The organism is Streptomyces sp. NBC_00829 (genome assembly GCF_045161795.1).
GTDB lineage: Bacteria > Actinomycetota > Actinomycetes > Streptomycetales > Streptomycetaceae > Streptomyces.
On sequence record NZ_CP108867.1, the window covers coordinates 1,426,520 to 1,447,850 of the forward strand.

Annotated in this window: 18 protein-coding genes and 1 pseudogene; 3 read left to right on the forward strand and 16 right to left on the reverse strand. The window is 70.0% G+C overall.

The window, feature by feature from the left end; all coding sequences use genetic code 11:
- Nucleotides 1–2: 2 nt before the first annotated feature.
- The 8 genes from OG293_RS06165 to ggt form a co-directional block, all read right to left on the reverse strand.
- Nucleotides 3–1,004, reverse strand: coding sequence for a TIGR03842 family LLM class F420-dependent oxidoreductase (locus OG293_RS06165; protein ID WP_405997742.1), 1,002 nt, complete (start codon nt 1,002–1,004; stop codon nt 3–5).
- A gap of 11 nt (nt 1,005–1,015) precedes the next feature.
- Nucleotides 1,016–2,422: a dihydropyrimidinase gene (gene hydA / locus OG293_RS06170; protein ID WP_405997743.1), complete on the reverse strand. Its 1,407-nt coding sequence runs from the start codon at nt 2,420–2,422 to the stop codon at nt 1,016–1,018.
- Between the two features lie 32 nt (nt 2,423–2,454).
- A complete protein-coding gene (locus tag OG293_RS06175; RefSeq protein WP_405997744.1) occupies nt 2,455–3,735 on the reverse strand; it encodes an aspartate aminotransferase family protein in 1,281 nt (426 codons plus the stop codon).
- Nucleotides 3,732–4,574, reverse strand: coding sequence for a nitrilase-related carbon-nitrogen hydrolase (locus tag OG293_RS06180; protein WP_405997745.1), 843 nt, complete (start codon nt 4,572–4,574; stop codon nt 3,732–3,734). The genes OG293_RS06175 and OG293_RS06180 overlap by 4 nt, the downstream gene beginning before the upstream one ends.
- A gap of 166 nt (nt 4,575–4,740) precedes the next feature.
- A complete protein-coding gene (locus OG293_RS06185) occupies nt 4,741–6,516 on the reverse strand; it encodes a hypothetical protein (RefSeq protein WP_405997746.1) in 1,776 nt (591 codons plus the stop codon).
- 159 nt (nt 6,517–6,675) lie between these two features.
- On the reverse strand, nt 6,676–7,056 hold the full coding sequence (locus OG293_RS06190) for a PPOX class F420-dependent oxidoreductase (protein WP_405997747.1): 381 nt from the start codon (nt 7,054–7,056) through the stop codon (nt 6,676–6,678).
- A gap of 227 nt (nt 7,057–7,283) precedes the next feature.
- Nucleotides 7,284–7,985 carry a glycoside hydrolase family 75 protein gene (locus OG293_RS06195; protein ID WP_405997748.1) on the reverse strand — a complete coding sequence of 234 codons (702 nt, stop codon included), beginning with the start codon at nt 7,983–7,985 and terminating at the stop codon, nt 7,284–7,286.
- 80 nt (nt 7,986–8,065) lie between these two features.
- Nucleotides 8,066–9,895 carry a gamma-glutamyltransferase gene (ggt, locus tag OG293_RS06200; protein ID WP_405997749.1) on the reverse strand — a complete coding sequence of 610 codons (1,830 nt, stop codon included), beginning with the start codon at nt 9,893–9,895 and terminating at the stop codon, nt 8,066–8,068.
- A 105-nt stretch (nt 9,896–10,000) separates the two neighbouring features.
- Between ggt and OG293_RS06205 the strand changes: the two genes are divergently transcribed.
- Nucleotides 10,001–10,801 (forward strand): hypothetical protein, encoded by an 801-nt coding sequence (locus tag OG293_RS06205; protein WP_405997750.1) that lies wholly within the window; start codon nt 10,001–10,003, stop codon nt 10,799–10,801.
- Between the two features lie 82 nt (nt 10,802–10,883).
- On the opposite strand, the gene OG293_RS06210 is transcribed toward OG293_RS06205, so the two are convergent.
- The 5 genes from OG293_RS06210 to OG293_RS06230 are packed head-to-tail and all read right to left on the reverse strand — an operon-like array spanning nt 10,884 to nt 16,292.
- A complete protein-coding gene (locus tag OG293_RS06210; protein ID WP_405997751.1) occupies nt 10,884–11,402 on the reverse strand; it encodes a hypothetical protein in 519 nt (172 codons plus the stop codon).
- Nucleotides 11,399–12,835 carry an ATP-binding protein gene (locus tag OG293_RS06215; protein ID WP_405997752.1) on the reverse strand — a complete coding sequence of 479 codons (1,437 nt, stop codon included), beginning with the start codon at nt 12,833–12,835 and terminating at the stop codon, nt 11,399–11,401. Before OG293_RS06215 ends, OG293_RS06210 begins: the two co-directional genes overlap by 4 nt.
- Nucleotides 12,832–13,512, reverse strand: coding sequence for a response regulator (locus OG293_RS06220; RefSeq protein ID WP_405997753.1), 681 nt, complete (start codon nt 13,510–13,512; stop codon nt 12,832–12,834). Before OG293_RS06220 ends, OG293_RS06215 begins: the two co-directional genes overlap by 4 nt.
- 30 nt (nt 13,513–13,542) lie before the next feature.
- Nucleotides 13,543–15,183, reverse strand: coding sequence for a murein biosynthesis integral membrane protein MurJ (murJ, locus tag OG293_RS06225; protein WP_405997754.1), 1,641 nt, complete (start codon nt 15,181–15,183; stop codon nt 13,543–13,545).
- Nucleotides 15,180–16,292, reverse strand: coding sequence for a lipid II:glycine glycyltransferase FemX (locus tag OG293_RS06230; protein WP_406003517.1), 1,113 nt, complete (start codon nt 16,290–16,292; stop codon nt 15,180–15,182). The genes murJ and OG293_RS06230 overlap by 4 nt, the downstream gene beginning before the upstream one ends.
- Nucleotides 16,293–16,561: 269 nt before the next feature.
- Here OG293_RS06230 and OG293_RS06235 point away from each other — a divergent pair, with 269 nt between their 5' ends.
- Both OG293_RS06235 and OG293_RS06240 read left to right on the forward strand, forming a co-directional pair.
- The gene (locus tag OG293_RS06235; protein WP_405997755.1) at nt 16,562–17,734 is read left to right on the forward strand and encodes an Ig-like domain-containing protein; all 1,173 of its coding nucleotides are present in this window, start codon (nt 16,562–16,564) and stop codon (nt 17,732–17,734) included.
- 138 nt (nt 17,735–17,872) lie between these two features.
- Entirely contained in the window at nt 17,873–19,468 is a 1,596-nt protein-coding gene (locus tag OG293_RS06240; RefSeq protein ID WP_405997756.1) for an alpha/beta fold hydrolase, read from the forward strand.
- 38 nt (nt 19,469–19,506) lie between these two features.
- Here the strand turns inward: OG293_RS06240 and OG293_RS06245 are convergent.
- From OG293_RS06245 to OG293_RS06255, 3 genes and pseudogenes are all read right to left on the reverse strand, one after another.
- Nucleotides 19,507–19,725 (reverse strand): annotated as a pseudogene (locus OG293_RS06245) (amino acid ABC transporter permease); the annotation flags it as partial.
- 178 nt (nt 19,726–19,903) lie between these two features.
- A complete protein-coding gene (locus tag OG293_RS06250) occupies nt 19,904–20,647 on the reverse strand; it encodes an amino acid ABC transporter ATP-binding protein (protein WP_405997757.1) in 744 nt (247 codons plus the stop codon).
- Nucleotides 20,648–20,837: 190 nt separating this feature from the next.
- Complete coding sequence (locus tag OG293_RS06255) at nt 20,838–21,284, reverse strand: DUF6278 family protein (RefSeq protein ID WP_405997758.1); 447 nt, start codon at nt 21,282–21,284, stop codon at nt 20,838–20,840.
- Nucleotides 21,285–21,331 lie beyond the last annotated feature (47 nt).

The following is a 21,331-nucleotide window of genomic DNA, read 5'->3' on the forward strand; positions in this document are numbered from 1 at the left end:
CTTCAGCCGTTGAGTGCAGGGATGATCTCGGAGCCGTAGACGTCGATGGTCTCTTCCTTCGCGTCGTGCATGTTGTAGACGGCGAACTGGTCGACTCCCAGGTCGCGCAGCGCCTCGAGCTTCTCGATGTGCGCCTCCGCCGGGCCGAGCAGACAGAAGCGGTCGACGATCTCGTCGGGGACGAAGTCGGTGGACGGGTTCCCCGCCCGGCCGTGATGGCTGTAGTCGTAGCCCTCGCGCGCCTTGATGTACGAGGTGAGGGCCTCGGGCACCAGGTCGGAGTGCTCGCCGTAGCGGGCCACCAGGTCGGCGACATGGTTGCCGACCATCCCGCCGAACCAGCGGCACTGGTCGCGGGCGTGGGCGAGGTCGTCTCCGACGTACGCGGGCGCGGCGACGCAGATGGTGATGGAGTCGGGGTCCCGCCCGGCGTCGGACGCGGCGGTACGCACGGCCGTGACCATCGACTCGGTCAGATAGAGGTCGGCGAGCTGGAGGATGAAGCCGTCCGCCTTCTGGCCCGCGAGGGCGAGCGCCTTGGGGCCGTACGCCGCCATCCACACGGGCAGCCTGCCGTTCCGCACCCAGGGCAGCCGCAGTGGCTGCCCGTCGACATCGGCCTCACGGCCCTCGGCGAGGTCGCGGATGACCCCGATGGCCTCGCTCACCCGGGCCAGGGTGTTGGGCTTGCGGCCCGCGACGCGCATCGCCGAGTCGCCGCGCCCGATGCCGCACACGGTCCGGTTGCCGTACATGTCGTTGAGCGTGGCGAAGGTGGAGGCGGTGACCTCCCACGTCCTGGTACCCGGGTTGGTCACCATAGGACCGACGGTGAGGTTCTCGGTGTGTTCGAGGATCTGGCTGTAGATGACGAAGGGCTCCTGCCAGAGCACGGCCGAATCGAAGGTCCATCCGTAGCGAAAGCCGTTGCGTTCCGCGCGCCGCATCAGTCCGACGACGGCCGAGGCCGGCGGGTCAGTCTGCAGCACAAGTCCGAAATCCATGCGTGGAGCTCCTAGTTGAGGTACTGACAGGTGCCTCGCGGGGTGTACTGGCCGTGTCCTGCACGGCCGGTGAACTCCCGCTGGTCGATGACGACTTCACCGCGCGAGAGGACGGTCTCCACGCGGCCCGTGATCCGCCTGCCCTCGTAGGCGGAGTAGTCGACGTTCATGTGGTGGGTCTCTACGGAGAGGGTCTGCTCGCCGTGGGGGTCGTAGATGACGATATCGGCGTCGGCGCCCGGGGCGATGGTGCCCTTCTTCGGGTAGAGGCCGAACATGCGGGCCGGAGTGGCGCAGGCGATCTCGATCCAGCGGCGGCGGGTGATGTGCCCGTCCAGCACGGCCTGGTGAAGGAGGTCCATGCGGTGCTCGACGCCCGGCAGCCCGTTGGGGATCTTGGAGAAGTCGCCGCGGCCGAGCTCCTTCTGGCCGACGAAGCAGAACGGGCAGTGGTCGGTGGAGACGACCTGGAGGTCGTTGGTCCGCAGTCCGCGCCAGAGCGCGGCCTGATGCTCCTTGGGCCGCAGCGGAGTCGAGCAGACGTACTTCGCGCCTTCGAAGTCCGGCTCGGCGAGGTTGTCGGTGGAGAGGAAAAGATACTGCGGGCAGGTCTCGCCGAAGACGTTGAGGCCCTTGTCGCGGGCGGCGGCGAGCTCGGCGACGGCTTCGTCGGCGGACACATGGACGACGTAGAGGGGTGCGCCGGCGACCCGGGCGAGCTGGATCGCGCGATGGGTGGCCTCGGCCTCCAGCAGGACCTTGCGCACCTCGCCGTGGTAGCGGGGGTCGGTGCGGCCTTCCGCGAGCGCCTGTTCGACCAGGACGTCGATGGCGATGCCGTTCTCGGCGTGCATCATGATCAGTCCGCCGTTGGTGGCGGAGCGCTGCATGGCGCGCAGGATCTGGCCGTCGTCGCTGTAGAAGACGCCCGGGTAGGCCATGAAGAGCTTGAAGGAGGTGACGCCCTCCTCGACGAGCAGATCCATCTCCTTCAGGGACGACTCGTTGACGTCCGAGAGGATCATGTGGAAACCGTAGTCGATGGCGCACTTGCCGTCGGCCTTGGCGTACCAGGCGTCGAGTCCCTCGCGCAGGGCATGGCCGACCGACTGAACGGCGAAGTCGACGATGGTGGTGGTGCCGCCCCAGGCGGCGGCCCGGGTGCCGGTCTCGAAGGTGTCGGAGGCGAAGGTCCCGCCGAACGGCAGCTCCATGTGCGTGTGCGCGTCGACACCGCCCGGGATGACGTACTTGTTCGCGGCGTCGATGGTGCGGTCGGCGGTCCAGCCCTCGGCGACGGCGGAGCCGTGCGCGGCGAGAGCGACGATCCGGCCATCGTCGATGAGCACATCGGCGTGGATCTCGTCCGCGGCGGTGACGACCAGGCCGCCACGGATCAGGGTGCGGGTATTGCTCATGGTGGTGCGCTCCCTCTCGTACGGATGGTCGACTACACGGTGCGCAGGGCCTGTTCGAGGACGGCCGCGCCCTCCTCCGCCTCGGCGACGGTGAGCGAGAGGGGCGGGGCGATGCGCAGGACGCTGGTGTTGTGGCCGCCGCCCTTGCCGATCAACAGCCCGCCCATGCGGGCGGCCTCCTGGACGGCCGAGGCCGCCTCGGGGTCTGCCTCGTCCGTGCCGGGCCGCACCAGCTCGATGCCGATCATCAGGCCCCTGCCGCGTACCTCGCGCACGGCGGGAACGCCCGCGCCGATGGCCCTCAGCCGCTCGATCAGCAGTCCGCCGACACGGCGGGCGTTGCCCTGGAGGTCGTGCTCCAGCAGATACGAGAGGTTGGCGAGGCCGGCCGCCATGGTGACGGGGGAGCCGCCGAAGGTCGAAATGGAGTTGGCGTCCAGAGAGTTCATGATCTCGGCGGAGGCTACGACACCGCCGACGGACATGCCGTTGGCGATGCCCTTGGCGAAGGTGAGGATGTCCGGCGGGCCGCTGTCGGCGTGCGCCTGCCAGCCCCAGAAGTGCTCACCGGTGCGGCCCCAGCCGGTCTGGACCTCGTCGGAGATCCACAGGATGCCGCGCTGGGCGAGGACTTCGCGGAACGCGGCGTACAGGCCGTCGGGCGGCGAGGTGAAGCCGCCGACGCCCTGGATGGGCTCGGCGATCAGAGCGGCCACGTCGCGCGTGTGACCGAGCAGGTCCTCCAGGTCGGCGACGCACGCCTCGATGAACTGCGCGTCGGACAGGTGGGCGTAGGGGCCCCGGGTGCGGACGCCGCCGTGCACGTACAGCGTCTGCAGCGGGGAGAGGCCCGTCGGCGACCAGCTCCGGTTCCCGGTGATGGAGACAGTTGAGAAGGACCGGCCGTGGTAGCTGTTGCGCATCGCCAGGATCTGGTTGGACCGGCGGTGGCCGGTCGCCAGCAGCAGGGCGGTGTCGTTGGCCTCGGTGCCGGATGTGGTGAAGAAGACCCGGGCGTCGGGGATGCCGGAGAGGGTGGCGACCCGCTCGGCGAGCTCGACCATCGGGCGGTTGAGATAGAGCGTGGAGGAGTGGACGATCCGCTCGGCCTGCTCGCTCACCGCCTTGGTGACCTCGGGCAGGGCATGGGCGGTCATGGTGGTGAGGATGCCGCCGAAGAAGTCGAGGTAGCGGTTGCCGTCCGCGTCCCAGACATGGCGGCCCTCGCCGTGGGTGATCTCGATCGGCTGCTTGTAGTACAGGGCAACCCAGTCGGGGATGACGGCCCGGTGCCGGTCGTACAGGCTCGTCACGGCCGCACCAGCCCCTCGTAGGCGTCGGGGCGGCGGTCGCGGTAGAACGCCCACTGCTGCCGTACGACGTCGATCAGGTCGAAGTCGAGGTCCCTGACGAGCAGTTCCTCCTCCTTGTCGCTGGCGACCTCGCCGACGAACTGGCCGCGTGGGTCGACGAAGTAACTGGTGCCGTAGAAGTCGTTGTCGCCGTACTCCTCCTGGCCGACCCGGTTGATGGCCGCCACGTAGTACTCGTTCGCGACGGCCGACGCGGGCTGCTCCAACTGCCAGAGGTAGGACGAGAGGCCGCGCGAGGTGGCCGACGGGTTGTAGACCAGCTGAGCACCGTTCAGGCCAAGTTGGCGCCATCCCTCGGGGAAGTGCCGGTCGTAGCAGATGTATACGCCGACCTTGCCCACGGCGGTCTCGAAGACGGGCCAGCCCAGGTTCCCCGGCTTGAAGTAGTACTTCTCCCAGAAGCCCTTGACCTGCGGAATATGGTGCTTGCGGTATTTGCCGAGGTAGGAGCCGTCAGCGTCGATCACCGCGGCGGTGTTGTAGTAGAAACCGGAGCCCTCGATCTCGAAGACCGGGACCACGATCACCATGCCGGTCTCGCGGGCGAGTTCCTGCATGCGGCGGACCGTGGGACCGTCCGGAACGGGCTCGGCCCAGCGGTAGTGCTCGGGCTCCTGGACCTGGCAGAAATAGGGAGCGTTGAAGACTTCCTGGAAACCAATGACCTTGGCGCCCTGTCGGGCCGCCTCACGGGCGTGTTCCTCGTGCTTGGCAATCATGGATTCGGTGTCGCCGGTCCAGGTCGCCTGGACGAGAGCGGCGCGTACGACGTTGGCCATGAGCTGCTCCTTGGACGCGGGTTCAGCGAGCTCTACGCACGTAGATTAGTGCGTAGGAGGAGAACGTAAGCCCCGTCACAGACTGGGGCAAGACCATCGTCGTTAACCAGCGGAGTCGATCATGTTTCACACCCGTGCGGTCCACACCGCACGGTTCGGCCCAGGATCAGCCGCCGAGATGGCCTGCCACGCGCAGCGCGTGGACGAGATCCCGCTCGTGGGACACGGAGATCATGCGGACGACATCGAGCAACAGCGGTACCAGACGGCGCGGGTCGCGGTCGGCGATCCTGACGGCGTCCGCGGCGGAGTGGAGCTGGACGAACGCGGTCAGTAAAGCCCGCGCCTCCTGGTCGCGGCCCTCGTCCTCCAGGACCAGTACGGCGAAGGCGATGTCGTCGGCCGGCCGGGTGACGCCTTGGCGCAGCAACTGGCGGCTGTCGTCCGTGCGGCCGGCCGCAGCGAGCGCCCCGGCTGCGGCCGCGAGCCTCAAGGTGGGCTGCGAGGCCGTCTCCCACAGCAGAGTGGCCCAGTCCGCCCCCAGCCCGGCACGGTCCAGTTCGGCGGCCATGACGGGCAGCCAGGGAGCGGGCCGGGCGGCGGCCTCGCAGAGCACGGCGTGTGCCTCGCCGCTGCGGCCCTCGGCCCGTAGCCTGCCGAGCGCCGCGACGGTCTCGCGGGCTGCCCGGCGTGCTCCCTCCGGCGCGTCGGGCGGAACGGGCGCGTGCTGCTCCGGGGCCGCGCCGCCGCCGTAGCGTGCTCCGCGGGGCACGTCACCGGCCACCGGCAGCACGGGCACGGCGGTGGCCTCGCCCCCGTCCTCCTCGATGCCGGCGAACCGGGCTCCCCGGGACCGGCGCTTCCTGCGGCCGGGGCGCTCGGCGGCTACGGCCTCCGAGTGGGCGGCCGGCGGCCCGGCGGTGGCCCCGCTGCCCGTCGTCGGGGGCGGGATCGGGGTCTGGGTCTGGGTCTGGGTCTGGGTCTGGGTCTGGGTCGCCGAAGGGGACAGACGGACGGCTGCCTCGCCCGGATCGGGGTGGAACCAGTCCTCGGGCGGGGCGGACGCGCCCGGCTGCGGCCACGCATCCGGGCCGTCGAAGGCGCCGGGCCGCGCCGCGTACGCAGAGTCCTGCGCCACGGCGGGCCGCGCACCGGGCGTCGAGTCCTGCGCCACGCCGAGCCGCGCACCGGGCGTCGGGCCGGTCGGAGCACCGGGCTCGCCGCCGTACGCGGAGGGCCCCGGTCCCCCCGGCCGGGCATCGTGCGCCGGGCCCCCCGGCCGCGCGGCCCGTGTCGCGTCGTCCGCCGCGTACGGCCCGCCCGTCCGTCCTCGCAAACCGTCCCAGCCGTCGCCATCGGCCGCGTGGGTTCCGTGTGCCGTGCGCGTGGCCGGAGCCTGCGCGTACAGCCCCGCCCCGCGCGCCCAGTCCTCCACGCCCCTGGCGTGCTCCGTACGCACGTCCGCGCCGGACGCCGCAGCGCGGGCCCGCACGGCGATCAGCGCGGCGAGCCGGGCCCGCAGTTCGGCCACCCTGGCCGTGGCCCGCGCGTGGTCGTCGCGGGTCCACTCCAGCTCGTGCTCCAGCCGTTCCGCCGTCGCGCCGCCTTCGGGCTCCTCCGCAAGGCGGCGCAGCAGCTCCTGGGCACGTCCCCTCGCGTACACCTCTTCGCGGAGCATCAGCTCCAGCCGTTCCTCCAGCGCCTCGCGGCCCCCCGGCCGGCGGTCGTGCGCCGCGGCCGAGGCCGCGTGGAGCTGTCGCGCGCGGACGGACTCCGGCTCGGCGACATGGGACCCGCGCACCGCCGCTATGTCGTGGAGCAGCGACTCCACCACGTCCCAGGGCGGGATCTCCGTCCCCTCCAGACAGGCCCGCATACCGTCGGGATCACGCTGCCAGAAGACGCCGTACCAGCCGCCGCCCTGGTCGAGGAGTGCACTCAACCCCTTCAGGTATCGCGCGAACACCCCAGTTTCCACCGGAAGTTGATGCACCGTCATCGCCGCCCCTGCCCCACAGCCGACTGAATCCTTCCAGTCCGGAACCCTTCAGTCCCTGGGCATTCGACCGCAGGCGTGTTACGACAGTGTCACGCACAGTTTTCAGATAGTCACCGCGATGCCGGTGTGCGGACGCTTTCCGCGCCGTACGATCGTGGCCGGCCAGTCGACCAGCCAGAACTGCCAGGTGTACTTCCGTGCCAGGAGCCGGCGGATCGCTCCCGTTCCGGCCTCGTCGAGCAGCCGGGCCGTGCCCTCCGCGCTCGGCGCGCCTTCCGTGACGCGGCCCCGCGCGTCGCAGACCGTGACGACGACCCGGCTGTCCCGGCGAAGCCGCTTGACCTTCCACGAGTCGGACCGGGTCCAGACGAACAACTCACCGCCGTCCACGGCGAACCAGACAGGCGTGGGAACGGCCGTTCCGTCCTTGCGGAAGGTCGTCAGACTGATGTACCTGGCACGCTCGAAGTCTTCGGGAGTCACGCCGCGAGGCTATCCCGCGGTGGCGCATGTCCGCCCCTCACTCCGGCCCGTACGCCTTTGCCGCCTCGGCGAGCTCCGGCAGACGCGTGGCAGCCCGGCGCAGGCGGCGTGCGGCGGCTGGGGCACACGGTGGCGATCACGGACGACGGACCGCATCCTCACCGCCCAGTAGCGCGCCGTCGGCCATTCCGGGCGATACACCTGGCCAACCACTCAGGGCGATACACCTAGTTGTTCAGCAGAAAGTCCCTGGCCATGAACTCACCGAGGGTGACCGCACCTCTGTGACTCTCGATCGGTGACACACGGGAGTCGGTGAACAGGATGTACGTCACACCCGACGCGACCCCGCCCACCTTCGGGTCCGGATTGATGCCGAGGGCCTGGGCAGTGGCATAGGACGCCTCGCCGATGATCCCGCTCGGACCGGTGTCACCCACGACCGCGTACTGCACCTGGTCCTGGTAGACGACAGCGGCGACCGTCCCGCCCATCACACCGGACGTGCGGTAGTCCCAGATCGCGCTCGGGGTCGGCACCACGATGAAGGGCAGCCTCTCGGCGTCGAGCTGCGATCCGTCGGACTCCTGGAAGGCGGTGGCGCTCTGGAACCACGGGTCCGTCGTGGAGTTGCACTTCGACGTCCGCCTGCCGTCGCAGTCGATGTCCATGTCCGCCTTCCAGAACACCGCCCCCTTCTTCTGGCAGACCTTCACGGTCGCCGCGGCGCCCTGGTCCTTGCGGTACGCGCCCTTGGAGATCTGTGCGCAGCTCCTCACCTTGGCCAGCAGGTCCGCGGCACCGACCGAGCCCTCCCGGACGGCCGGGCGCTGCCGGCCGGAACGGGGCTGGGCGCCGGCGGGCAGCACGGCCCCGGCAAGCAGGGCGAAGCCGACGGTCGCCGCGAAGACCGTATGTCGAATGCGCACGGGGAGCCTCTCTGAGTGTGCCCATCTGGCCGAAAGCGTCAGAAAGGCTCCCTACCCGTTCCCGGGCACCGCGCGTCCGGTCAGCGGCCGGACGGGTTACCCGCGGGGCGGACGACCATGGCGGATCCCCCGCCCCTGCGGACCTTCTCGGCCGCCGCCAGCCACCGCCCGTCGGGCAGTCGCTCGATGCCCGTCGCCGCGCCGATCTCCGGGTTCTGCCGGAACGCGTGGCCGATGGCCTCCAACTCGGCGCGGAGCGGGCTGTTCCACAGCGTCGGTTCCAGCTCCGTCGTCGCCTGGTTGCGCTGACTGGCCCGGGGAGCGGCGATCGCGTCGACCAGGGACAGGCCACGGTCCAGCCGCCCCGTCAGCGTCTGCAGCACGGTGGTGATGATAGTCGCGCCGCCCGGGGAGCCGACCGCGAGCACCGGCCGGCCGTGGTCCAGCACGATCGTCGGCGAGATGGACGAGCGCGGGCGCTTGCCCGGTCCCGGCAGATTCGGATCGTGCACCGCCGGGCTCGCGGGGGCGAAGGAGAAGTCGGTCAGCTCGTTGTTGAGCAGGAAGCCGCGTCCCGGCACGGTGATGCCGCTGCCGCCGGTCGACTCGATGGTCAGGGTGTAGGCGACGACGTTGCCCCACTTGTCGGCGGCGGTCAGATGTGTGGTGTTCTCGCCCTCGTACGTGGTGGGGGCGGCGGTGCCCGAAGCGCCGCAGGCCACGGGTTTCTTCGGGTCGCCCGGGGCGAGCGGGCTGGTGAGCACCGCGTCGTCCTTGATCAGGCAGCCGCGGGAGCGGGCGAACCGCTGCGAGAGCAGTTCCCTGACCGGCACGTCCTCGAAGGCCGGGTCACCGACCCAGCGCCCCCGGTCCGCGAAGGCGATCCGGCTCGCCTCGATGAAGCGGTGCAGATACTGCGCCTGTGTGGCTTTCGACAGGTCGGTCGGCTCCAGGATGTTCAGCGCCTCGCCCACGCTCGTGCCGCCCGAGGAGACGGGCGCCATGCCGTACACGTCGAGCCCCCGGTAGGCGACCTTGGTGGGCGCGCGCCGCACGGTCCCGTACGACCGCAGGTCCCCGGTCGTCAGATCGCCGGGCCGTACGATCCGCTTCGCGCCCGGGGCCACCGGCGGCTTCCGTACGGTACGGACGATGTCCCCGGCGATCTCACCCCGGTACAGGGCGCCGACGCCTTCGCGCCCCAGCTCCTTGTACGTACGTGCCAGATCGGGGTTCTTGAACACCGACCCGACCACCGGCAGCTGCCCGCCCGGCAGGAAGAGCTTCGCCGTGTCCGGGAAGTCCGCGAAGCGGGCCTGGTTGGCCTCCGTCTGGGAACGGAAGGTGGCATCGACGGTGAAGCCGTCCTTCGCGAGGCGTTCGGCGGGCCGCAGCAGTTGCCGCAGCGGACGGCTGCCCCAGGCGTCGAGCGCCGTGTCCCAGGTCGCCGGGGTGCCGGGAGTGCCGACACCGAGGCCGCTCGTGACACCCTCCTCGAAGGGGATCGGTTTGCCGTTCTCCAGGAAGAGGGAGGCGTCGGCGGAGCGGGGCGCGGTCTCGCGGCCGTCGATGGTGTGGACCGTACGGGACCTGGCGTCGTAGTAGACGAAGAACCCACCGCCGCCGATGCCTGCGGAGTACGGTTCGGTGACGCCCAGGGCGGCGGCGGTCGCCACCGCCGCGTCCACGGCGTTGCCCCCGCGCCGCAGGACCTCGATCCCGGCGGCCGAGGCGTCCGCGTCGACACTCGCGACCGCGCCGCCGTACCCGGCGGCGACCGGGGTCTTGACCGGCGTTCTGTCTGCCGTGCCCGCCGGCGGGGACTGGGTGGGCGGTGCCGCGGCCCCGAGCGAGACCACAGCCGCCGCGACAGCCAGAACCGACACATTCCGTGCGCCTAAGCGACGCATGCGTACCTCCAGTCAATGGACGTCCGCGCACTGTAACTTCACCGTGCCCGGCCCGTCAGGACCGCCTCGAACAATATTCCGGCAACACCGCTACCATGCGCGCCCATGACTGACGACGTACGCAACATCCTGCTCGGCCTCGTGGCCGCCGGTATCAGCGCCGCACTCGGCTGGCTCGCACGCACCTATCTCTGGCAGCGCGGTCTCCGCCGCAAACAGTCCTTCTTCGGGCTTCCCGGCAACTCCGAATCGCTGCTCGTCGTCAATCGGGAGGCGGGGCGGGACGGCTCCGTGCACCGTTTCGACGTCTTCGCCCTGCTCGAACTCTCCGCGCTGATCAAGGACTGCGGGGCCAACGCGCAGATCGTCTGGCACGACATAGCCCAGCAGGGCTTCGGCGAGCGCACGGAGTTCTGCGTCGGCGGGCCCGTCTCCAATCGCCGGATGGCCGCCCATCTGTATTCGCTGCTGCCCGGGGTGAGGATCAACACCGATCCGGAGCCGGGGCCCGACCAGGGCGCGTTCCAGATCGGGACGGAGCGCTACCGGATGGAGCCGGGCGTCGCGGAGTACGTTCTGCTGGCGCGGCTCACCGCGGGTCAGGACGCACGGCCCGTCTTCCTCTTCTGCGGGCAGCGCGCCATCACCAACCAGGCTGCCACCCGGTATCTCGCCCGCCACCACGGGAAGCTCGCGCGCAAGCACGGCGGGGCGAGCTTCTGTCTGCTGCTGAAGATCGTGAACTCCCAGGCGTACGGGCCCGATGTGGTCGAACTGGTCGCGGATGTGACCCGCGCGGCGCAAACACCGGTGACCGAACGGTCCTCCCCAGGAGATCAGGACGACCCTGCGAACGAGGAAACGCCCAAGGGGCGTTCCGGCCTACGCCGCCGTCAGCGGCAGTGACTTCACCCGGCCACCCGGTCGGTCCCGTTCCGCGGCGAGCCTGCGATGGGCGGCCCGGACGGCAGGGTGGGCGGCATTCCGGTCAGGCGGCATCGAGCGGGCAGCGCCCCGGACCGATGACTCCGTCGGATCCGGTGACCTTCACCTCGTAGCTCTCGCCCTTCGGTTCAGCGTGGGCGAGCGTGCACAGCACCTGGTTCCGGGCAGTCTCCGACAGGCCGTTCACCGCCATGTCGACGACGACGTCCACCCGGCCTTTTGCCGCCTTCACCTGGACGTCCCCCGTTCTTCCTAGCTGGCTGAACTCGAAGGGCGGCAGTTGGGTGGTGAGACCGGCCGCCCGATCCGCCTCGTCGGGGCCGAGGCGGAGGGCCAAGAGTGCCTGGCCAGCGCCATCCGGGCGGAACTGGTGCAGAACGGGCGTCAGTTCACCGGACGGCGAGACGAAGAACAGCAGCGTGCTGTCGCTGCGGCCCGGGACGGTGACGGCCGCGGGCTCGCCCGCTTCGACGACGTCCGTGCCCGGTATCCCGCAGCCGGTCAGCAGCAGTCCCAGCGCGGCGGCAGCCGAGCACGCCCCGCTTCTTCGGCGCGGCTTCACTCGGTGGCCTCCAGGGGGATTTCCACGGTGAACACCGTTCCGCCGCGGGGCCCGCCCGCGGCTCGGACGGTGCCGTTGTGCAGCCGTACGTTCTCCAGGGTGATGGCGAGTCCGAGGCCGCTGCCGGCGGACCGGCGGCGCGCCGCGTCGGCCTTGTAGAAGCGGTCGAAGATGTGCGGGAGCACCTCGGGGTCGATGCCGGGCCCGCTGTCGCACACCTCGGTCACCAGCCAGGTGTCATCCGGGCGTTGTTCGGTACGCAGCCGCACCAGGACGGGCCGTGCACCGTGCCGCAGCGCATTGCCCACCAGGTTGGCGACGACGACGTCGAAGCGGCGCGGATCGAGGCCTGCCCGTATGCCCTCGGGGAGATCCGTTTCCACCTGGTCCTCCCAGCGGCGCTGCTGGAGGGTCTTGCGGATGGCTTCGGCGGCGTCGACCTCGTCGAGGTTGAGCTCGGCCGCCCGGGCGTCGAACCGCGAGATCTCCATCAGGTCCTCGACGAGCGTGGCCAGTTTGCCGGTCTCGGCGCTGATGAGCCGTACGGCCGCGGCCGTGTCGGGGGCGAGCCCTTCCGCGTCCTCGTCGAGCACTTCGGTGACGGCGAGCATCCCGGCGAGCGGGGTGCGCATCTCGTGCGAGACGTCGGAGGCGAAGCGCCGCGCTCTGGCCTCCGCCTGCTGCAGCTCCTGGACGGAGCGTTCCAGCGCCTGGGCGGAAGCGTTGAAGGTCCGTGCGAGGTCGGCGAGTTCATCGGTGCCCCGCACGTCGATCCGGGTGCTGAGCCTGCCCGCGCCCATACTGGTCGCGGCCCGCCCCAGGTCCCGCACGGGCCGCAGGACGCTGCGGGCGGCGAGCAGCGCGGGCACCAGCGCCACGGCGAGGGCCGGGACCGCGCCGTCGCGGGCCGCGGTGAGCATGGCCTGGACATTGGCCTCCTCGGTGGCCAGGGGCATCACCGCGTAGAAGACGATCCCCGCGGACATCCGGGTGCCCGCGTCGGTGAACACGACGGGCATGCCGATGGTGAGCCATGGACGCCCGTTCTTCACGACCCGCTGGAAGGAGCCGCGCGGGCGCTCGTGGGCGGCGCGCCGCAGTTCGGGTGTGATCACGGTGGACGTGAGCCGGTCGGTGGACGACGCCTTGATCGATCCGTACTCCGCGAAGACCGTCCAGGGATGCGGTGTGCCCTTGCGTGCGAGGACCTTGCAGAGCGCTTCGAGCGCCTGGCGGTCCGGCGGCAGCGACTGCCCGATGGGGCGCAGTTCCTCGCGCAGCTGCGAGACCGCGGCGTCCTGGCTCTGCTCCAGTACGGCGGTGCGTGCCTCGCGGTAGGTCAGGGTCGCGGTGGTGACCGCGCTGATGGCGGCGACCAGCAGGAAGGCGGCGACGAGCCGGGTACTGAGGCCGAACCGCGCGGGAAGTCTCACAGGGGTCCGAAGCGGTAGCCGAACCCGCGGACGGTCTGGATGTAGCGGGGGCTGCCCGAAGGGTCCTCGACCTTGTGGCGCAGTCGGCGGACGCAGGCGTCCACGAGCCGTGCGTCCGCGTGGTAGCTGTGCTCCCAGACGTATTCGAGAAGCTGCTGTCTGCTGAAGACCCGTTCGGGCGACGCGGTGAGATGGAGCAGCAGCTTGAGCTCGCTGGGGGCGAGGGGCACTCGTTCGCCGGCCTTGGTCACGGTGAGTCCGGCGCGGTCGATCGCGAGCTCGCCGTGGAGTTCCAGGCCGGGCCGGGTGGTGCTGTCGGTGTGCCGTCGCAGCACCGCGCGTATCCGGGCCTCGATGACCTCGGTGCGGGCGGGTTTGACGATGTAGTCGTCCGCTCCGGCCTCCAGGCCGACCACCACGTCGAAGTCGTCGCCGCGTGCCGTGAGCATGATGATCGGAAGCTGGCTGGTCTCGCGTATGCGGCAGCAGACCTGAACGCCGTTCATGCCGGGCAGCATCAGGTCGAGGAGGACCAGCTCGGGGTGGAACTCCCGCAGGGCCTCCAGTCCGCCCTCGCCGGTCTCCGCGGTGCGCACCTCGTGTCCGCGGCGGCGCAGCCCCAGCTCGACCCCTTCCCGTACGGACGGGTCGTCCTCGATCAGCAGTACGCGTGGCATGGGTTGAGTATCCCTCGGGGGTTTCGGGGGTCAGCGGCGGAGCCGACGGCGTGCGCCGGTCAGAGTTGCGGTGATCCCGGTGAGGCCCAGCGGGCGCGCAAGCAGCAGGACGGAGGCGGCCAGCACCAGGGTGCCCGCGCATGCGGCTGCGATGTCCCCCGCGCCGTCGGCCGCGCGGGCCGCCGCGTATCCGAGCGCACTCGCGGGCAGGCACGCGAGCAGCAGCCGTCCGTGCATCCGCAGCGCGGGCGAGCGCAGCAGTGACTGGCCGACCGGCGTGAGTCTGCGGTGCAGGGCGTACGCGGTGACGGCGAAGCCCGCGAAGAGGGCGACCGAGTAGGCCCCGGCCATTGCGGTCACCGCCCAGCGCGCGGGCAGCATCAGATAGGCGGCGGCGGAGAGACCCGCGTTGAGCCCGGCGATCACCAGGTTGAGGAAGAAGGGGGTGCGGGTGTCGGAGAGCGCGTAGAAGCCGCGGGAGAGCACATACTGCCCGGAGTAGGCGATCAGTCCGGGCGCGAATGCCATCAGCATCCCGGCCATCACCGCCGTGTCGTCCGGTCCGGTCCTGCCGTACTGGAAGACGCTTCCCATCACCCACGGCGCCAGCGCGAAGAGGGCGCCCGCCGCAGGGACCACGATCGCCGCGCTCGCTCCGAGCGCGGACGAGACATGGCGCCGGACGGCCACGAGATCGCCGTCGGCCGCGGACCGGCTCATCCGGGGCATCAGCGCGGTGACCAGGGAGACCGTGACGACGCCCTGCGGAACGGCCCACAGCAGGAAGGCGTTGCTGTACGCGGTGTACCCGGCGCCGCCCGCGACGCCACTCTCCACCGCGTGCTGCCCGGTCGTCGTGGAGAGCCGGGTGACCACCCAGTACGCGAACTGGTTGGTCAGCACAAGCATCATCAGCCAGCCCGCCGACCGCAGGGGCCGGGTGAGCCCGCTGCCGCGCCAGTCGAACCGCGGTCGCCAGCGGAACCGGGCCGCGCGCAGGGAGGGGATCAGCGCAAGAGCCTGGACGACGATGCCGGCGGTGGTGCCCCAGCCGAGCAGCCGGGACTCCGTCGGGCTGAGCGTGTCCGCTCCCCCGACGGCGAAAGCGAGGTAGAGCCCGAACACCGCGATGACGACGAGGTTGTTGAGGACCGGGGTCCACATCATCGCGCCGAACCGGTCGCGGGCGTTGAGCACCTGGCCGAGGAGGGTGAACAGTCCGTAGAACAGGATCTGCGGCAGACAGTAGCGGGCGAGGGCCAGAGTGAGTTCGGCCTGTGCGCCCGTGTAGTCGGTGTAGACGTCCACGATCCATGGCGCGGTGACGACGGCGACCGCTGTGATCACCAGGAGCGCGAGGAAGCACGCGGTCAGCAGCCGGTCGGTGTAGGCGGCTCCGCCGTCCCGGTGTTCCTTGGCGGCCCGGACCAGTTCGGGGACGAAGACCCCGTTGAGTGCGCCGCCGATGAGCAGGATGTAGAGGATGTTGGGGACGGTGTTGGCGACCGCGTAGCCGTCGGCGAGGAGGCCGGTGCCGAGCGCGGCGACGATGACGGCGGAACGTACGAAGCCGGTGGCCCGTGAGACGACCGATCCTGCGGCCATCACCGCGCCGCCGCGCAGCAGCGATGCGGGCCGTGTCGCGGCCCGGGCCGCCGTCGTGGCCGTCATCGGCGGGCCAGATAGGCCTGGAGGGCCCGGTACAGCGCGTGATTGGCGGTGCCGTCCACCGGGGTCTCCCACTCTCCGAGGGTCTCGACGACCTGCCCTCCGGTGCCGAGCTTCCAGCGCAGCAGTCCGAAAGGACGATCATCGGGGTCGAGGGTGGAGGGTACCCCGCGCATGTCGTACTCGTCGGCGCCCAGTTCGTGGGCGTCGCGCATCATCCGCCACTGCAGGGCGTTGCTGGGGCGGACCTCACGGCGGTGGTCGGCGGACGCGCCGGTCTGGTACCAGACCCGACGGCCGGACACGATCATGGTGTGCGCGGCGAGGACCTCGCCATGGTGGCGGGCGAGGTAGAGGCGCATCCGCCCGGGCTGTTCGGCGTTGAGGGCGGCGTACTGCTTCTCGTAGTACGCCAGTGATCTGCCGAGCCGGAAACCGTCGCGCTCCTCGGTGATCCGCAGCAGCCGGTAGAACTCCGGCAGATCGGCGGGCCCGCCGAGCACGGTCTCGACACCGGCCTTCGCCGCCTTGCGGACATTGCGCCGCCACTCCTGATTGAGGCCCGCCCACAGGTCACCGGGCCCGCGGCCCGCCAGCGGCACCCGCAAGACGAGTCGTGGCTGGGCGTCGCCGTCGCCCTCGTCCCCTCCGCAGCGCTTCCATCCGCGGGTGCGCAGCCGGTCCGCGACGGCGGTGCCGAGCGGGTCGACCTCGCTCGCCAGGACGTCGCCGACCTTGCGGCCCGGCCCGAAGGCGCCCTTGAGCCGGTCCGCGTCCCAGCGCCGGTAGGCCGGGGACGGTCCGATCCGTACGCCGAAGGCCCCGGCCTTGCGCAGATGACTCGTCAGAGGACGGAGCCAGCGGTCGATGTCCGGATCGGCCCAGTCGGCCACCGGGCCCTCGGGGAGGTAGGCGAAGTATTTCCGCGTGCCGGGGAATTTCCGGTAGAGCACGAGTGCCGCACCTGCCAATTCACCGGACGTCAGATGCCAGCCGATCCTTTCCGCATGCCACTGGTCCTTCACTTCCGCCCAGGACGGGAACTGCAGAAAACTCGCCCCGGGACGGCCGGCGAGAAACCACTGGTACGCGTCGACGGTGAGCGTGGACACACGCAGATCACGGTCCTGTCCGGCTGCCACGAGCAGTGCGCACACGTCGGTGTCCTCCCCTGTTCGCCCCGTCGTCCTTGCTGCGGGGACGCACCGGATGCTCACAGCGGTCCATGACCGAGGTGCGCGGCGAATGTGATCGGACCATGACCGTTCGCCTGCGGTCTTTGTCACATACGAATTCCGCGGATTCTCCAGGAGTTCTGCAACCTAAGGTCCCCCTGTCGACTCATCCCTTACGGACAGACACTGCCTCGGAGGTTTTTCAGTTGAGCCGTAGCCTTATACGCGACGCCGCGATCGCCACGACCGCGGTCCTGACCGCCGCTCTCACCGCATGCTCCGGCTCAGGCTCCGCAAAGGCGGAGGCAGGAGCCAGCGCGGCGGCGAAGACCGAGATCTCCGTCAATCTCCAGGGCAAGCAGGCCAAGGCGGGCGAGCCGGTCAAGGTGACGCTGGCCCAGGGGAAACTGGCGCAGGTCGCCGTCACCGACTCCAAGGGCGCGAAGCTGGCGGGCAGAGTGGCGGCGGACGGCAGGAGCTGGACATCGGACCGGCCGGCGGCCCCGGGCACCGGCTATGCGATCGAGGCGAAGGACGAGACCGGCGGCACCGCGAAGGCAGGATTCACCACGGCCGGCGCCGACAAGGTCAACAAGCTGACTCTGGCCCCCGGCAAGAACTCGACGGTGGGCATCGCCCAGCCGCTGTCGATCGTGTTCGACCACCCGGTGAAGAACCGGGCGGCGGTGGAGAAGCAGCTCAAGGTCACCACGTCCGCCAACACGGTGGGCTCCTGGGGCTGGATGCAGGACTACAACTCGGGCAAGGACCGGGTCGACTGGCGCCCCAAGGAGTACTGGAAGGCGGGCACCAAGGTCACCCTCCACGCCGATCTGAACGGCATCGACTCGGGCCCGGGCGGCGGCTGGTTCGTGAAGGACTACACGACGGGTTTCACGGTCGGCAAGAGCCAGATCGTCAAGGTCGACCTCGACAACCACCGGCTGAAACTGATGCGGGACGGCCGGGAGGTCAGGGACATCCCGATGTCGGCGGGCACGCCCGGCGGAGAGAAGGCGTCCTGGCGGGGCAAGCTCGTGGTGATGGCGAAGGAGGGCACGATCAACATGCGTTCCGAGACGGTGGGCCTGGGCGACGCCTACGACAAGATGGTCGACGATTCGATGCGGCTGACCTGGTCGGGGATGTACGCGCATGCCGCGCCGTGGAACGGCGACTACTTCGGCAAAGCCAACAAGTCCTCCGGCTGCATCGGTATGAGCGACTCCGACGCCGGATGGGTCTACGGCCAGGTGCAGGTCGGTGACCCGTTCGAGATCACGGGCGACGACGCCAAGGGCACGCAGGCGCTCAACAACGGCTACGGCGAGTGGAATCTGTCCTGGGACACGTGGCAGTCGAAGAGCGCTCTGCGCTGAACGCGCCCGTCCGCCCGGCGGTTGAGATCCCGTCAACCAATCGTTACCCACGCGTAACTTACCCACCAGTTACCTCAGGTAAGCCACCACGGTTACCGTCGGGTCACTTTGCAGTGACTCGAGTGAGGAAAGTGAACCGTGGGACAGCCGCGTAAGGCTCTGCGCACCACCGCCATCGGCACGGTCTCCGCCGCGCTTCTCGCCGGACCGGCCGCCGGAGTGGCCCCCGCCGCCCCTGCGGCCGCTGTGCACGCCCAGGCCCGAGCCGTGGGCATGGACGTACGGTTCGTCGACATCCAGGGCGACGGCGGCACCGTGCTCAAGGCCAATGTCGTCACACCGGCCGGCTCGGACGGCAGCCGCGCCTACCCGGTGGTCGTCCTGCCCACCAGCTGGGGCCTGCCGCAGATCGAATACCTCGCCCAGGCCAAGCAGCTCGCCGACTCCGGCTATGTCGTGGTGAGTTACAACACCCGCGGCTTCTGGCAGTCGGGCGGCACGATCGAGGTGGCCGGACCGGCCGACATCGCCGACGCCTCCCGGGTGATCGACTGGGCGCTGGCGAACACCCCCGCCGACCCGGACAAGGTCGGCATGGCCGGAGTCTCCTACGGCGCGGGCATCTGCCTGCTCGCAGCCGCACACGACAAGCGCGTCAAGACCGTCGCCGCCCTCAGCGGCTGGGCCGACCTCAATGAATCCATCTACGGCGGACGCAGCCAGCATGTCCAGGCCGCCCTGATGCTCATGGGCGCCGGCTATCTCACCGGCAGACCGGGCGACGAACTCCAGCGGGTCATGGGCGACTTCATGAGATCCAACCTCGCCAAGGAGCCCAGCCTGATCGCCTGGGGGAAGAAACGCTCCCCCCTCACCTATCTGGACCGGCTCAACGCCAACGGCACGGCCGTGATGCTCGGCAACGCCTGGGGCGACACGATCTTCCCGCCCAATCAGTATGCGGACTTCTACGAGAAGCTCACCGGCCCCAAGCGTCTCGAATTCCGCCCCGGCGACCATGCGACGGCCGAGATCCCCGGACTGTTCGGGCTGCCCAACGACACCTGGACCAGCGCGCGCCGCTGGCTCGACCACTACCTCAAGGGCGCCGACAACGGAGTCGACCGCGAGGAGCCGGTCCGCATCAAGTCCCGTTCCACGGGCGCGTACGAGAGCTACCCCGACTGGAAGTCGGTGGCGGCGACGGAGCGCAAGATCGGCCTCGACGGCACCAAGAAGATCTACGCCAACATCGACTCGGGCGCCGACGGAGGCGTCATCTTCCTCTCCAGCATCCTGGACCAGTTCGCCCGGCTGCCCCCGATGGCGTCGATCCCGCTGCTGCCGCGCGCCTTCGCCGCCGTCTGGCAGTCCGAGCGCTACGGGTCCGAGCAGCATGTCCGCGGCACCGCCCGGCTGCACACCACGCTCTCCAGCACCAAGGAGAGCGGCACCCTCGTCGCATACCTCTACGACGTGGGCCCGCTCGGCCTCGGAAAGCTGGTCAGCCATGCGCCGTACACGTTCCACGGCAGGACACCCGGCCAGCCGTTCGCCGTCGACCTGGAGTTGTACTCCACCGCCTACGACGTCCCGGCCGGCCACCGTCTCGCCGTGGTCGTCGACACCGTCGACGCGCTCTACATCGAGCACAACCCGTCCGGCGCGCAGCTGACCTTCTCCTCATCCGCAGCCGACCCGTCCTACCTGTCGGTCCCGCTGCGCGAGAAGTGATCACCGGCTGCTGCCGGGCGGGCATGGCCCCTGAGCTACTACCGGCCCGGCAGCAGCGTCCCTGGGTCGGCCGGGACAACATCCACGGCCGCTGTTCGGGGACTGCGGCGCTGTCTTCCGGCCATCCGGACGGCCGACCGGGAGAGCAGCGCGCACATCCCGGTGCGGATCGGCGAGAGCACCATCACCACGGGGATGAACGGCAAATCGTAGTCGAGAATCGGCGCGATGAACTTGTACGTGTGGAGGAACTCCTCGGGGTCACGGCCGGCGGCGAGCATCCCGCCGGACAACAGGACGGCGGCGGGGGCCGCGGCCACCTCGTAACTCATCTGTCGTGTACCGGTGTTGGGCCCCCTCCCCTTCGCGGGAACACGCCGTGTGCCCCCCGCCCCGCTCACACCTCTCGTACACAGCATGGGTCCTGCACCCCCGTCAGTGCTTGAGGATCTTGGAAAGGAAGTCCTTGGCACGGTCGCTCTCCGGATGGGTGAAGAAGTCCTCCGGAGCGCGGTCCTCGATGATGCGGCCGTCCGACATGAAGACGACGCGGTTGGCGGCAGAGCGCGCGAAGCCCATCTCATGGGTGACGACGACCATGGTCATGCCGTCCCTGGCGAGCTGTTGCATGACTTCCAGCACCTCGTTGATCATCTCCGGGTCGAGGGCAGAGGTCGGCTCGTCGAAGAGCATGGCCTTGGGGTCCATGGCGAGCGCCCGGGCGATGGCCACACGCTGCTGCTGACCGCCGGAGAGCTGCGCCGGATACTTGTCCGCCTGCGAGGCGAGGCCGACGCGGTCCAGCAGTTCGCGGGAGCGCCTGTCGGCCTCCGCCCTCTTGCGCCCCCGCACCTTGACCTGGCCGAGCGAGACATTGTCGAGCACTGTTCTGTGGGCGAAGAGGTTGAACGACTGGAAAACCATGCCGACGTCGGCGCGCAGCTTCGCCAGTGGCCGGCCCTCCTCGGGGAGGACCTGTCCGTCGATGGTGATACGGCCGGATTCGATCGTCTCCAGCCTGTTCACCGTCCGGCAGAGCGTGGACTTGCCGGAGCCGGAGGGGCCGATGACCACCACGACCTCTCCGCGCCCGACCGTGAGATTGATGTCCTGAAGGACGTGCAACTGTCCGTAGTACTTGTTCACATCAAGCAGCTCGATCAACGGATCGACGGCCATACGCAGCCCTACCCACTCTCAGCTGTGTCCAGGAAGCGCAAACTATCCAGCCCGCCAAGGGACTTCACACCCGACACGCATAAATGGGGCATAAGCCGTATTAATAATGGCTGAGCGGCCTCGGCCTTGCCCTGGGGGCTCAGCCCGGCCGTTCAACCTCCGCCTTGCCCTGGGGGCTCGGTCCGGCCGCTCAGGCCTCGGCGGCTTCCGCGTAGACCTGGGAGAGCTGGGGCGCTCCATTGACGGCCCACTCCAGGCCCGCCTCCACCACGCTGATCTCCCGGCCCGAGGCGAGCCGCACCACGGGATGGCCGCCCGGCCAGATGTGCCAGACCGCGCCCGGGACCGTACGGACGATCACGGTGCCGAGGTAGAGACCCGCGTCGTTGCCCAGCCAGGGCAGCTCCTCCGGGTCGTCCCGCCAGCGCGGCGGCAACTGGTCGAGAGCGGTCAACGACGCGGGTGAGTCGTCCAGTTCGAGTCCGGACTGCCCTGCTCGGACACGCAGCAGCTCACACTCGGAGAGCAGTTCGGCGACGGCCGCCGCGCGCTCCGGGTCGTCGTCGGCGATCGGGTCCTCAAGCTCCTGCTCTTCGCCGTTTCGCTTGAGCCAGTTGTCCAAGAAAGGGATGTTCATACCGCTCAGCCTCGCATCCCGGCCGCCCGGCGCACCACTGGGCGCGC